Origin of the sequence: Gordonia sp. i37 (genome assembly GCF_002043085.1) — a bacterium.
GTDB lineage: Bacteria > Actinomycetota > Actinomycetes > Mycobacteriales > Mycobacteriaceae > Gordonia > Gordonia polyisoprenivorans.
Genome location: NZ_MVPX01000058.1, coordinates 1 through 12998 on the forward strand (window position 1 = coordinate 1; position 12998 = coordinate 12998).

Annotated in this window: 13 protein-coding genes; 8 read left to right on the forward strand and 5 right to left on the reverse strand. The window is 65.5% G+C overall.

The window, feature by feature from the left end:
- The first annotated feature begins 2 nt into the window (after nt 1-2).
- Nucleotides 3-872, forward strand: a complete 870-nt coding sequence (locus tag B1964_RS02205; protein WP_079928633.1) for a 3-hydroxybutyryl-CoA dehydrogenase — start codon at nt 3-5, stop codon at nt 870-872.
- 200 nt (nt 873-1072) lie between these two features.
- Entirely contained in the window at nt 1073-1846 is a 774-nt protein-coding gene (locus tag B1964_RS02210; RefSeq protein ID WP_079928634.1) for a heparin-binding hemagglutinin, read from the forward strand.
- A gap of 34 nt (nt 1847-1880) precedes the next feature.
- On the opposite strand, the gene B1964_RS02215 is transcribed toward B1964_RS02210, so the two are convergent.
- Nucleotides 1881-2462 carry a helix-turn-helix transcriptional regulator gene (locus tag B1964_RS02215; RefSeq protein ID WP_079928635.1) on the reverse strand — a complete coding sequence of 194 codons (582 nt, stop codon included), beginning with the start codon at nt 2460-2462 and terminating at the stop codon, nt 1881-1883.
- A gap of 29 nt (nt 2463-2491) precedes the next feature.
- Between B1964_RS02215 and B1964_RS02220 the strand changes: the two genes are divergently transcribed.
- Nucleotides 2492-3730: a benzoate/H(+) symporter BenE family transporter gene (locus B1964_RS02220; protein ID WP_020172342.1), complete on the forward strand. Its 1239-nt coding sequence runs from the start codon at nt 2492-2494 to the stop codon at nt 3728-3730.
- Nucleotides 3731-4038: 308 nt separating this feature from the next.
- Nucleotides 4039-4629, forward strand: coding sequence for a hypothetical protein (locus B1964_RS29875; RefSeq protein WP_139765600.1), 591 nt, complete (start codon nt 4039-4041; stop codon nt 4627-4629).
- Between the two features lie 214 nt (nt 4630-4843).
- Here the strand turns inward: B1964_RS29875 and B1964_RS02235 are convergent, their stop codons facing one another.
- The 4 genes from B1964_RS02235 to B1964_RS02250 form a co-directional block, all read right to left on the reverse strand.
- Nucleotides 4844-6133 (reverse strand): HNH endonuclease signature motif containing protein, encoded by a 1290-nt coding sequence (locus B1964_RS02235; protein WP_079928637.1) that lies wholly within the window; start codon nt 6131-6133, stop codon nt 4844-4846.
- Nucleotides 6134-6761: 628 nt separating this feature from the next.
- Nucleotides 6762-7637: a polyphosphate kinase 2 family protein gene (locus tag B1964_RS02240; protein WP_079928638.1), complete on the reverse strand. Its 876-nt coding sequence runs from the start codon at nt 7635-7637 to the stop codon at nt 6762-6764.
- A 57-nt stretch (nt 7638-7694) separates the two neighbouring features.
- The gene (locus B1964_RS02245; protein ID WP_079928639.1) at nt 7695-8480 is read right to left on the reverse strand and encodes an SDR family NAD(P)-dependent oxidoreductase; all 786 of its coding nucleotides are present in this window, start codon (nt 8478-8480) and stop codon (nt 7695-7697) included.
- Nucleotides 8477-9310, reverse strand: coding sequence for a TetR/AcrR family transcriptional regulator (locus B1964_RS02250; RefSeq protein ID WP_244421216.1), 834 nt, complete (start codon nt 9308-9310; stop codon nt 8477-8479). The genes B1964_RS02245 and B1964_RS02250 overlap by 4 nt, the downstream gene beginning before the upstream one ends.
- A 52-nt stretch (nt 9311-9362) precedes the next feature.
- Here B1964_RS02250 and B1964_RS02255 point away from each other — a divergent pair, with 52 nt between their 5' ends.
- The 4 genes from B1964_RS02255 (at nt 9363) to B1964_RS02270 (ending at nt 12882) form a co-directional block, all read left to right on the forward strand.
- The gene (locus B1964_RS02255; RefSeq protein WP_079928640.1) at nt 9363-10697 is read left to right on the forward strand and encodes a DUF445 family protein; all 1335 of its coding nucleotides are present in this window, start codon (nt 9363-9365) and stop codon (nt 10695-10697) included.
- Between the two features lie 105 nt (nt 10698-10802).
- Nucleotides 10803-11321 carry a helix-turn-helix transcriptional regulator gene (locus B1964_RS02260; protein ID WP_079928641.1) on the forward strand — a complete coding sequence of 173 codons (519 nt, stop codon included), beginning with the start codon at nt 10803-10805 and terminating at the stop codon, nt 11319-11321.
- A 61-nt stretch (nt 11322-11382) separates the two neighbouring features.
- Nucleotides 11383-12528, forward strand: coding sequence for a heparin-binding hemagglutinin (locus B1964_RS02265; protein ID WP_079928642.1), 1146 nt, complete (start codon nt 11383-11385; stop codon nt 12526-12528).
- A 39-nt stretch (nt 12529-12567) separates the two neighbouring features.
- Entirely contained in the window at nt 12568-12882 is a 315-nt protein-coding gene (locus tag B1964_RS02270) for a DUF2516 family protein (RefSeq protein WP_006372550.1), read from the forward strand.
- Nucleotides 12883-12998: the final 116 nt, after the last annotated feature.

Here is a 12998-nt window from a genome sequence, read left to right on the forward strand (position 1 = left end):
TCATCTCGCGCGTGGGTGTCGTCGGCGCGGGGCAGATGGGTGCCGGGATCGCCGAGGTGTGCGCCCGCGCCAACGCCGACGTCCTGGTCTACGAGGCCACACGGGAACTGACCAGTGCCGGGCGGTCGCGCATCCTGCGCTCCCTCGACCGCGGTGTGTCGAGCGGCAAGCTCACCGAGCGCGAACGCGAACAAGCCTCGTACCGGCTGCGATTCACCTCCGATCTCGGGGATTTCGCCGATCGGCAGATCGTGTGCGAGGCGATCGTCGAGGACGAACTGGTCAAGACCCAGGTCTTCGCGCAACTCGACAAGGTCGTCACCGATCCCGATGCGGTGCTCGCCTCCAATACGTCGTCGATCCCGATCATGAAGCTGGGCATGGCAACCCACTGCGCCGGCCGGGTGATCGGCATGCACTTTTTCAACCCGGTGCCGGTACTGCCGCTCGTCGAACTGGTCACCACGTTGGAGACCGCGACCGAGGTGAGCGAGCGCGCCGAGGCCTTTGCCCACGACGTGTTGGGCAAACAGGTGATCCGATCGGCCGATCGCTCCGGGTTCGTCGTCAATGCGCTGCTCGTGCCGTATCTGTTGTCGGCGATCCGGATGGTCGACACCGGTTTCGCGACCGTGGAGGACATCGACAAGGGCATGGTGCTCGGTTGTGCGCACCCGATGGGGCCGATGCGGCTGGCCGACCTCGTCGGCCTCGATACCGTCAAGGCGATTGCCGATTCGATGTACGACGAGTTCAAGGAACCGCTCTACGCGCCGCCACCGCTGCTGTTGCGGATGGTCGAGGCAGGTCGGATCGGTAAGAAGGCCGGGCGTGGTTTCTACTCCTACCCTGAAGGGGTCGCCGACGCGTAGCGGTAAGCGTGGCCGGTCGGCTATGACGGTGCTAACAAAGCGCTTGCAATTGCTAGCGAAGCGTGGATACTGGTACATGGAAGCGCCGCAACACCGACGATCTCGACCAGCTTTCACCGTCCCGACGATCACTCAGTGATCTCGAGAATCGACATTCGTTGCGCTGCTGAACTTCTGACAACCCCACCAAGGAGGCCGCAATGAGCACCGCCGAACGAACCCTGGCAAATCCCTTCTACGCAGTCGTCGGCGCGGGCGATCTGGCCATCGCGCAGGTGACCGATGCCGTCGCGCAGCTGCGCGAGCGGACCGAAACCGCCACCGAGACCGCGAGCACCCGCTTCGAGGAGACCAAGAGCCGGTTGAACAATCTGCCCGACGAGGTCCCGAGCATCGACGAGCTGCGTGCCAAGCTGAACCCCGAAGAGCTGCGCAAGGTCGCCGAGCCCTACGTCGAGCTGGCCACCACCTTCTACAACTCGCTTGCCGAGCGCGGTGAGGAGACCCTCGAGCGCCTGCGTCAGCAGCCGCTGGTCCAGGAGGGCCTGACCCGCGCCGAGAAGACCTACAACGACGCGGTCGACCTCACCGAGGACGCCCTCGGGGTCGTGTCGACCCAGACCCGCTCGGTCGGCGAGCAGGCCGCCAAGATCGCCGGTCTGGTCGGAGCCCGCGTCGGTGAGGCAGGCGACGCACTCGACGACGCCGCCGATGCCATCGGCGACAAGGTCGACGAGGCTGCACTCGAGGCCGGCGAGAAGCTCGACGAGGCCGCCGAGGCCGTCACCGAGGCCGGCGAGACCGTCAAGGCGCAGGCCGCGACTGCCGCATCCAAGATCGACGGGGCGGCAGGCACCGTGGAGGGCAAGGCGCGTACCGCGAACGACTCGCCCGCCAAGAAGATCGCTGCGGCCAAGAAGGCTCCGGCGAAGAAGGCTCCGGCCAAGAAGGCTCCCGGTCGCGCGACCAGCTGAGCTGACCCGGACTGAAACGAATTCTCAACGCCCCCTACGGCTTCGGCCGTGGGGGGCGTTTTCTGTCGGGTGGTTGTCTATCGGGGGTGTTGGGCGTCTCGGGTGAGTCGATGGTGAGCACCGCCAGCGCACCGTCGTCGCTTCGATAGCTGTGGTCGGTATCCGACATCCATTGCAGCGATCGGCCGGGTCCGGCGGTGTTCTCGGCCCCGAGCGGGCCGGCGGTGACGTGCCCGCGTACCACCCGGACATGTTCGACGACGCCGGGTCCGTGGGCGGGTGAGATCGTGGTGCCGCCTGGATGAACCGCGAGCCAGAACACCTCGGTGGTGGCACCGCCGGGATGGTGTTCGACGTGCAGGAGTCGCGCCGAGAGGTGCGGGCCCGAGCCCTCGGTGCCCGAGTCCTCGCCGAGTAACGCGGTCAGCGGTACCCCGAGCGGGCCGGCGACGGCGTACAGAGTGTCGAGAGTCGGGTTGCGCCTGCCGGATTCGAGTTCGGACAGCGATCCCTTGCCGATGCCGGCGGCGCGGGCGAGTGCCGACAGACTCATGCCGCGCCGCTCCCGGGCCGCGGTGATACGCGCACCGACCGCAGATCTCCCCGGGTGTTCCATAAACAGAACGATAGCGTTATGGTGGCCCGATGACCACCTCCCCGGCGTCGTCGATCACCGAACCGATCACCGCGGGAATCATCACCGCGCTGGTCGGCTTCACGTCGTCGTTCGTCGTGGTGGTCGCCGGGTTGCGTGCGGTCGGCGCCGATCCCGGGCAGGCGGCGTCGGGTCTGCTCGCGCTCACCGTGACCTTCGCGGTCGGGATCATCGTCCTGTGCGTCGCCACGCGGAAGCCGATCACCTTGGCCTGGTCGACGCCGGGAGCGGCGATGCTGGTGGCCGCGGGCGCGGACTATCACGCCGGCTGGCGGGCTGCGGTCGGGGCTTTCCTCGTCGTCGGAATCCTGATCCTGGCGACGGGGCTGATCCCGGCTCTGGGTGATCTGATCGGCCGGATACCGACTCCGATCGCGCAGGCGATGCTGGCCGGCGTCCTGTTGACCCTGTGTCTGGCACCCATGAAATCGCTTGCAGCGCAGCCGCTGCTGACCCTGCCGATTCTCGCCGTGTGGCTCATCGCGACTCGATGGCTGACCCGCTGGGCGTTGCCGCTGGCCTTGGTGACCGCCCTCGTCGTCATCGGCATCTACGTCGCGGTACACGGTATCGGCGCGGGTGTGACGACGCAGTGGTGGCCGCAAATCGCCTGGACCACTCCGAGATTCGATGTGTCGGCGATCGTCGGGTTGGCCATCCCGCTCTATGTGGTGACGATGGCGTCGCAGAATGTTCCCGGCGTGGCGGTGTTGAAGTCGTTCGGATACGACACCCCTTGGCGTCCTGCGATGTTCGTGACCGGGATGGGTACGGTCGTCGGCGCGCCGTTCGGTGGGCATGCCATCAACCTGGCCGCGCTGTCGGCGGCGCTGGCCGCGGGCGAGGAGGCGGGCACCGACCGAACCCGGCGATGGATTGCCGGTGTGTCCGGCGGCATCAGCTATCTGGTGCTCGCGGTGGCTTCCGGAGCGCTGGTCACCATCACCGCGATTGCGCCGCAGGGACTGCTGGAGTCCGTGGCCGGGCTCGCATTGCTGGCAACGTTCGCCAACGCTTTACTTGGTGCGTTCACCCACAACGAATTTCGGATCGCATCGGGTCTGACGTTCGTCACCGCTGCCGCCGGCGTGACGTTCTGGGGGATCAGCGGCGCCTTCTGGGCCATCGTCGTCGGGCTCGTGTCCCACGGTGTGCTGCGTCGTCGAGGGTCAGCGTCCGGACCCGACGGGCATCGCGGAGTTGAGGATCGGCAGCGTAGCGCTCAGTGACTTGTGGGCCGATGCGGACAGGCAGCCGAACCTACTTCGAGATCGACTCCATCGCGTTTTGGTGATCGTGGCATGTCCGCGATCGCTTACCATGACGCTCGACCGCCGTCGCCCGGACGGATCCAGTGGCGCTCAGGAATGGGCTGCTTGGACGATGAACAGGACGAGTCCGGCTGCATCTGGAATCTCGAAAACTCCGACGACTCTGGTGACCTCGCGGGAACCAACCGTGTGTTGTCGACACTGAGCGGCGACACTGCGCTGGGCGTTGTACGCGAAGACGGTATTGACCGCAGTACGCTCTATGCGTGGGGAGTTTCGTTTTCGATGAGAAGAGTCGCGTCGACGAGATTGGCGACGGAATTCGTGTCTCGCGCGTCGTCGATCGAGGTCTGGATCGTGCTCTGGCCCGGGATGCGCTACGGGCATCGTCGGCGCGAATAGTGGGGTCCACGGTTGCGAATGTACTGACAGTATCGATGGTGTGTTTCGCGCTGTCCCAGTTCGTTTCTCGGGACACGGTGGTAGGATTTGCGGCGGGTTATCTGCTGTATGAATTGCTTCGCGTGCTCGCAGCTGTCATAGATCCATTTGTCCGATGGCGTCGGCTGCTGCAACCGGGCCAATGGGTATGGGCGGAGTTTGCGCCCGATGTGGTGATCACTGGCACCGACAACGCATCGGATGCGGTCTCTCGGGACAAGATCGTGAATGTGCGCTCAGGTCACGCCACCCTGATCCTCACGACCGAAAGTGGCCAGACCTCAATCGTTCCCAGGGCACTCACGCCGCCGTCCGTCGAAACCCAGCTTGTTCGACGCTTCCAGGGAATGAGTCCTGCGCAACCATCATCGGCCGAGTCTGGGGATGTACGCAACTCGGCCCAGTCGGACAACTGAGATCACGGAAGTCGGGGCCATGGTTCCGATGGCTCTCACGGCCGAATTGCTTTCGCGCCTGCGCGTTCGATAAAGGCACCTTGACCATCCGGTGGTGACCCCCGTCCGCCGGGGGCCACCACCGTGGGGTTTCGCTATGGAGTTGTCAAAGATCGGATGCGGTCCCGGCCGGGCCGGGTGCGGGGAATCAGGCTGTAGTGGAGGCGCTTCGGATCTAGGCTGCGGTGTCGTCGAGTCGCATGGTGCGTCGGTGATACGACGGCACTGGTCGGCGTTTCGGGTCGATGCTGGCGGGTGGGATCAGCCACGGGTGCCGGTCGAACCCGAGGACGATGTCCCATCCGTGGTGGTGCACATCATCGTGGCAGCTGGTGCAGAGGAGGCAGCCGTTGTCGAGGTCGGTGGGACCACCGTCTCTCCAGTGCCGCACGTGGTGTGCTTGGCAGCGTCCGGCGTGTGTTCCGCATTTGATACATCCACGATCACGCACCAACAACGCTTTGCGCTGGCCGGGGGTGAAGAAGCGTTTCGCTTCGCCAACACTGAGTGGTACCCCGTTGGGATCGAGCATGATTTTCGTGATCGTGGTGTCACACGACAACAACTTGGCGGTGGCTTCGGTGATGGCACCCATGTTCTGCAAATTCCCGCCGAGTGCCGGGTTGTCGGCTGACCAGGTCCACAACAGCCCGTTGGTGGGTTTCGCCGAGAAGGTGGTGTCGGCCAAACCTTGTGCCGCCAACTCCACGATCGTTTCGAACGCGGCCGCACAGATCTGTTCGGGTGTCCGCGGATCGGGGGAGCCGTCGGGTTGGGGCTTGGGTGCCGACAGTGTTTCCATCAGGGTGCGTGTCTTTTCCCCGGCGATGATGTCGAGGTTCGCCGAGATCTCCAGCCGGCCGTCGTCGGTGATGCGGTCGCGGTAGCTGTTGATCTTCTTGTCCTCCGCGGCTGGCAACCCGCCGGGTGTTTCGGCGGCGAGTTCGTTACCCAGCTGCCGCGCGTAGAGGTTGATCTCGGCGGGGGTGAATCCGGCGAAGTAGTGCGACAAGAGTTTCCGCAGGTATTCACAGCGCTGCACGGTGTCGAGGGGTTCGGGGGATCGGGTGTCGATGTGCGCCAATCCGCGGACGATGGCGTCGGTGTGTTCTGAGGAGATGGACCCGTCCGCGGCGTGCGCCAACAACAGATCGATATCGGTGGTGCCGGCGAACCGCACATACCGACCCGCGACGGCCGGCGCGAAACCCATGCTGATCAATAACTCGCGCAGCCGGGTGGTCTTGTGATCGGCCACGCCCAGCCGATCCATCTCGCCGGTGAGGGTGGTGGCATGGTGATCAACCAGGTTCCGCAACAACAGGACCTGCTTCATCGCACCGAAGGCTTGCGGCCCGGTCATGTCCGGATTCCATTGCAGGTCGCTGAGTTGGGTGACGATGTCGGCGAAGACTGCTTCGGCGTCAACATCTTTGACGTCAAGAGTTGCGGTGGTGTCGATCATGGGCCCCTCCCCGGTGGCTGATCGGTGAGATGGGTTCAGTCTACATAGCCAGTGTGTTCGACGCAAGAGGTAGTTTGATCAATTCTGCTTGTGGACAACGTGTTTCGGTGTGAATTTTCTGTCGGTGGGTTGTGGTAGAGGGGTGCAAGTTTCGCAGTGGTCGGTGGATGTGATTGGGAGGGTAGTTATCTCGCGGGGTCTCGAGGCTCGCCGCACGCGGCTCGCACCTCGACCAGCGGAAGGAAGGGGTGCCCGAAGCGATCGGGGGAAGGTGCCCGACCAGCGGGGAAGGTGCCCGACGATCGGGGGAGGGATCGACTGTCGGGCGCAATCGTCCGCGGCCCCAATGTGCAGACGCGGCTGGTGCAGCGTGGGCGTTTGCGAATTCGGCTCGCGTTCAGGTCGTGTGACGGTGGATGTGGTTGGGAGGCTTGTTGTCTCGCGGGGTCTCGAGGCTCGCCGCACGCGGCTCGCACCTCGACCAGCGGGGGACGGGCACTCGGTCATCGGTGGAAGGCGCCTTGACCATCGGGGGAAGGACACTCGGTCATCGGTGGAAGGCACCTCGACCAGCGGGAGGGGGACACCACGACCATCGGTGAGAAGAGTTGCTCGACCAAACCGAAGGTCAGTCGGGGAGGGCGGCCAGGCGTTTCTTCTCGGCGTCGACATCGAAATCAGCAGCGGGCCAATCGAGGTCGAGACCTGACAGGGCATCGATGAGTAGTTCGCAGATTGCCAGGCGGGAGAACCACTTCCGATTGGCGGGGATCAGGTACCACGGGGTGGCGTCGGAGTCGCAGCGGTCGAAGATGGCTTGGTAGGCCTCGAGGTAGTCGTCCCAATAGGCGCGCTCATCGAGGTCGGCCGGGTTGTACTTCCAGTACTTGTCGGGACGGTCGAGGCGTTCGGCCAGTCGGGCCTTCTGCTCGTCCTTCGACACCACCAGAGCGCATTTCACCATCGTGGTGCCGGCGTCGACGAGTTCGTGCTCGAATCGATTGATGATGTCGTAGCGTGCTTCCCACTCCGATTGCGGTACCAGGGAATGCACGCGCACCGGCAGGACGTCCTCGTAGTGGGAGCGGTCGAAGATGCCGATGCGTCCGGCCGGGGGCAGCGCCTTGCGGATGCGCCATAGGAAGTCGTGGGAGAGCTCCTCGGGTGTGGGCTTGCCGAATCCCTTGATGCTCAGGCCTTGTGGGTCGAGCAGTCCGCCGACGTGTCGCACGATCCCGCCCTTGCCTGCGGTGTCCATGCCTTGTAGGACCAGCAGTACCGAGCGGTGGTCGCCGGCTCTGCCGTTGGCGAAGAGCAACTCCTGCAAACCTGCGAGGATCTCACCGCGTTCGGTGAGCAACTCCTCGCCGAGACGACGGTCGCCGTCGAATCCCGGTGTGCTGTCCGGGTCGAAATCGGCGATCGAGCCGACAGTACCCACGCGCAATGCGTCGATCGGTTCTTGTGCCCAGCCCTTCGTCGAACCTCCGCCGCGCTTGCCCATGATGCAACCTCCTCGTCGTGTGGTCCAGAGGGTACCCAACGCGACCAGGGCCGCGGGTCAGGTCGGCGGGTAGAGTGGACCGCCGCCGAAGGCGCCGCGATGCGAATCGGGCTGCGCGCCATCATTGTTGACGATTCCGTGCTCGCGCCCGTACTCCGCGCTGATCAGGGTGTGTCCGGTCAGGTTCGGCAGTGCCGGGTCGTCGGCGAGCGCCGCGATGACCCGACCCACGAACTCGGGGTCCTCCGCGCGCTCCAACGAGAACCCCGCGAACTCCTCGACGCCGAGGGACAGCAGCAACTCGGTACGGATCAGGCCCAGCCACAACGACACCGCGTGGACGCCGGTGCCCTGCAGTTCGACGGCCATGTCGGCGACCATCTTGTCCAGTGCCGCCTTGCTCATGCCGTAGAGCACCGAGTGCAGGTGACCGCGTGTCCCGAACGACGAGATGTTGACGATCAGACCCGACCCGGCGGCCACCATGAGTCGGCCGGCATGCACCGAGGCCACGTAATGGGCGCGCACGCCGACCCCGATCAACGAATCCCAGTCGCCGACCGGTCGCTGCCAGAACGGTTCGCTGAATCCGCCGAACCCGCGGGGTGCCGCCCACACGTTGTTGACCAGCAGATCGAGGTGGCCCTCGGCGTCGTCGATCGTCTCGAAGACCTCGCCGACGGCGGCATCATCGGTGTGATCGCAGGTGATCACCCGGGCCCTGTCGGGCCCGCGTCCACTGCGCGCGGTGGTGTAGACGGTCCATCCGGCGTCGAGAAGTGCGGTGGCCACCCCGAGACCGACGCCGCGACTGGCGCCGGTCACCAACGCCACCCGACTCACCGGAGTGGCGTCTCGTCGTCAGCCGAACCGGGCTCGTGATCGTCCCGGTCTCCCTCGGTTGCTGCGGGCTCGGGCAGCGGCGGAGGGTCGGCCATGAATGCGGTGCGGGAGCCGTTCACCGCGGCGACCCCGACGATCGAACTCCACACCATCATCGTCAGGTAGTCGATGAGATCGTCGACGCCGATGGATCGTTCACCCATCCACCAATCGACGGCGCGCTGGATACCGCCGACGAGGGTGTAGGCCCACACCTGGGCGCCCGCGGCATCACCGTCGCGTTCGCCCAGACGCATCACGATGGTCGAGGTGAGCAGCTGGGCCACCAGCTTCTCCGACTCCGCGGAAGTCACCGACGAACTCGGCGACGCCGACAACGCGAACCGATACAACGCGGGCTCGTCGGCGACGGCATGGACGTAGACGCTGATCACGGTCCGGGTCAGCGTGTACTCGTCGACGTCGTCGGTGATGGTCTCGATCAGCCGGGGCATCAGGGTGGTCTCGAAGAACCGCACCGTCGTGGCGACCCCGAGATCGTTCTTGTCGGTGAAATAGCGGTAGAGCACCGTCTTGGAAACGCCGATGTGCCGGGCGATCTCGTCCATCCCGACGTCCGCGCCGAGTTCACGGACCGCAGCGATTGTGCCGTCGGTCAGTTCGGTGCGGCGCTCCCGCTTGTGGGTTTCCCAGCGCTGCCGGCGACCATCGGGTTTGGAGCGCTCCTCGACCGCCCCGCCGAGCAACGCCTGCTCGATCCCGCGGGTCACGTTCGTCGCCGCCGACACCGCAGCGCGCGCCGCCGCGGCCGGACTGGGACGATTTGCGATCACCCGGCCAGCGTAGTCGCTGCCGGCAGGTAGAAATGGATGGGTGTCAACTGTGACGACCGACGTTTCCGGTACCGGCAGGCATCGGGCTGCGCCGACAAGTGCGCCCGGGTTCTCCTCGGGCGGTTCCGCGTCCGACGACCGCCGTCGCCGTGATCTGCGCAAGATGAAACTGCTGGCGACCAGCTTCCTCATCGTCGCCGCCGTCATCTACCTGTTCACCCGCTACCTCGAACACCGCGACGGCGCCGACGTCGCCGCATGGGTCGGCTATGTGCGCGCGGCGTCGGAGGCCGGCATGGTCGGCGCGCTGGCCGACTGGTTCGCGGTGACGGCGCTGTTCCGGCACCCGCTGGGCATCCCGATCCCGCACACCGCCCTGATCCGCAAGAAGAAGGACGACATCGGCGATCAGCTCGGTGGCTTCATCGAAGAGAACTTCATGACGCCCGAGGTGATCGTGCAGCGCGCCGAGCAGCTGGACCTGCCACGTCGTGTCGCGACCTGGCTGGCCGATCCGAACAACGCCCCACGGGTGTCCGACGAGGCGGCCCGCGCCATCAAGCTCGCGTCAGAGATGTTGCGCGACGAGGACATCGAGCAGTTCATCCAGGCCACCCTGCGGTGGGCGGCCGAACCCGAATGGGCGCCGCCGATCGGGCGCATCCTGCATCAGCTGATCGCCGAGGACCGTCTCGAGCCGGTCTTCCAACTCCTGTGCGACCGCGCCCACGACTGGGCGCTCGGTAGCCAGGACCTCATCGACCGGGTGGTGGAGAGCGACGTCGGACCGGCCTGGAAACCGAAGTTCGTGACCAACCTCATGGGCGATCGGATCTACCGCGAGCTCGTCGATTTCACCTACAAGGTCCGTGCCGACCCGAATCACGAGATGCGCCGGTCGATGCACGAATTCGTCAAGCAGTTCGCCGACGACCTGCAGAACGACCCCGAGATGGTCGCACGGTTCGAGAACATCAAACGTGAACTCGTGGGCAGCGAGGAAGTGGCCGGCGCGGCGTCGACCGCCTGGAACACCGGCAAGGCCGTCATCGAGCAGATGCTCGCCGACCCGAACAGCACGTTGCGCAACACCCTGACCGACGCCGCGATCAACCTCGGCATACGGATCCGCGACGACCGGCCGCTGCAAGAGAAGATGAACTGGTGGGTCGCACGTGTCGCCAATCACCTTGCCACCAACTACTCGCGGGAGATCATCTCCGTCATCACCGAGACCGTGCGCGGCTGGGACGCCGAGGACACCAGCCGCAAGATCGAGCTCCAGGTGGGCCGCGACCTGCAGTTCATCCGCATCAACGGCACCGTCGTCGGATCGCTGGCGGGACTGGTGATCTACACGATCTCGGTCCTCATCTTCCCCTGACCGGCCCCGAGGGAGGGCTTCGACGCCGCGGCGCGCTGCATGCACTGTGCTTGCACGTGTTAGCACTGGGGTCGATACTGGGCTCGGTGAGCCACGGGAGGTGACATGACAGCGAAGAGGCCCCACAACAGCACATCCGAGGACCGCTCGGGCGACGATCCCGTCGATGAGGCGTCGAGCCCCGACGAGGACGATCGCGACACCGGCGGCGTCGGACACACCGTGGAAGCCGTCACCGCCGTCACCGCGGTGGCCTCGGATGCGGTCGCAACCGCGGCACAGGACATCGGCGGGTTCATCCGATCCCAGCGAATGGCCGCAGAGGTGTCGTTGCGGCAGTTGGCCGAACGGGCCGGCGTCAGCAATCCGTACCTCAGTCAGATCGAGCGTGGACTCCGCAAACCCTCGGCAGATGTGTTGGCGCAGATCGCCAAGGGCCTGCGGGTGTCGGCCGAGGTGCTGTACGTTCGGGCCGGGATCCTCGAAGAACGGCCGGCCAGCCCGGTGCGTGATGCGCTGATCGCCGACGACTCGATCAGTGAACGCCAGAAGCAGATGCTGCTCGAGATCTACGAGTCCTTCCGCAAGGAGAACGCCACCGAGGAGCCGATCCCCGACGAGTGACCACAGGGTGACTCGGGCGGTCGATTCACCACCCGCACAAGCGAATCGAGGAGTTCCGATCATGCCGGACAACCCGTTGTCGACAGCGTTGGGTCAAGTGTCGGCCCTGCTCAACGATTTTCGTGAGCGCGGTGAGGCCGCCACCGAGCAGGCCCAGACAAAGATCGCCGAGAGTATCGAGTCGGCGCAGGAACGGATCACCGAGTCGCGCGAGGACCTCACCGAACGCGTCGCCGAGCGAGTCGATTCCGCGCAGTCCACCCTCGACGAGACGCTGGCCACCGCGCTGGCGACGTTCGAGGAGGCCAAGAGCAAACTCGCCGCCCTGCCCGTCGAACTGCCCGCCGAGATCGAAGAACTGCGCGCGCGATTCTCCCCGGAAGAACTGCGCAAGGTCGCCGACGCCTACCTCGCGGTCGCGGCCGCGCTGCTGGCATCGTTGTCCGAACGCACCGAAGAGGTCGTCGACCGACTCAAGGCCCAACCTCTCGTCGGTGAGAACCTGCCGAAACTGGAGAAGGTCTACAACGACGCCGTCGCCCTCACCGAAGACGCACTGGGAACCCTGGCGACGCAGACCAAACTGATCAGCGGCCAAGCCGCCCGCGGAACCGGTGTGGGACAACTGACCTCGCGACGAACCGCCAAGAAAGCCGCTCGCGCAAAGGGTTCGGCCACCAAGGCGCTGCCCGCGGCGAAGAAGGCTGCCGTGACGAAGGCCGCGCCGGCGAAGCAGGCCGCGCCGGTCAAGGTCGCGGCCAAGGAAGCCGAGGCGAAGAAGGCTGCCGTCGTCGCGCAGGCGCCCGCGAAGAAGGCTACGGCGAAGAAGACGGCGGCGAAGAAGTCGGCGGCGAAGAAAACGGCGGCCACGAAGTCGGCAGCAACGAAGGCTCCGGCGAAGAAGGCCACGACACCGGCGGCCAAGAAGACTGCGACACCGGCCAAGAAGACCGCTGCGAAGAAGGCCGCTGCAACAAAGGCTCCGGCCAAGAAAGCCGCTGCCAAGAAGTCTCCGGCAAAGAAGACGGCAGCCACGAAGACCCCGGCCACGAAAACAGCAGCCACGAAAACAGCAGCCAAGAAGACAGCAGCCAAGAAGACCCCGGCGAAGAAGTCCACCGCAGCAAAGAAAACCGCAGCCAAGACCACCGCAGCCAAGAAGAGCCCCGCGAAAAGAACGACCGCACGCAAGTCGCCGCGCTCCTGAGCGTCCGACAAAACCGACATGGAGAGCTAGAGTGGTCGCGTGAATTTCGTCAACGTCCTCGCCGCCGGTCAGAACCTCGTGTTGTGGGTGCTGACCGTGGTCGCCGGTGTCGCGGCCATCGTCGCCCTCGTCCACGCGTCCCTGCAGCGCAAAGACGCCTTCCCGGCGGTCGACAAGCAGAGCAAGGTGCTCTGGGTGTCGTTGCTGGCCCTCGCGACTCTGTTCATCTGGCTGTTCCAGGCGCCGACGCTGTTCTACCTCATCGGCGTCGTCGCGCTGATCGTCTACCTCGTCGACGTCCGGCCGCGCGTCGACTCCATTCAGAACAAGCATTGGTTCCGCAAGATCCGTTGAGCTGAACCCGGGTCCGCGCACCCGTCTGCGCCGCGCAGGTTTCACCAGCCGCCCGCGACCGTCCTCGTGACGGTCGCGGGCGGCTCTCGTATGACACGACGCCGGCGCTGGCCCGC

Excerpts from the sequence above, each read along its gene's own strand:
- B1964_RS02240 (WP_079928638.1), bottom strand. The coding sequence starts at position 7,637 with ATGGGCAAGCGCGGCGGAGGTTCGACGAAGGGCTGGGCACAAGAACCG.
- B1964_RS02220 (WP_020172342.1), top strand. The coding sequence starts at position 2,492 with ATGACCACCTCCCCGGCGTCGTCGATCACCGAACCGATCACCGCGGGA.
- B1964_RS02265 (WP_079928642.1), top strand. The coding sequence starts at position 11,383 with ATGCCGGACAACCCGTTGTCGACAGCGTTGGGTCAAGTGTCGGCCCTG.
- B1964_RS02210 (WP_079928634.1), top strand. The coding sequence starts at position 1,073 with ATGAGCACCGCCGAACGAACCCTGGCAAATCCCTTCTACGCAGTCGTC.
- B1964_RS02235 (WP_079928637.1), bottom strand. The coding sequence starts at position 6,133 with ATGATCGACACCACCGCAACTCTTGACGTCAAAGATGTTGACGCCGAA.
- B1964_RS02215 (WP_079928635.1), bottom strand. The coding sequence starts at position 2,462 with ATGGAACACCCGGGGAGATCTGCGGTCGGTGCGCGTATCACCGCGGCC.
- B1964_RS02260 (WP_079928641.1), top strand. The coding sequence starts at position 10,803 with ATGACAGCGAAGAGGCCCCACAACAGCACATCCGAGGACCGCTCGGGC.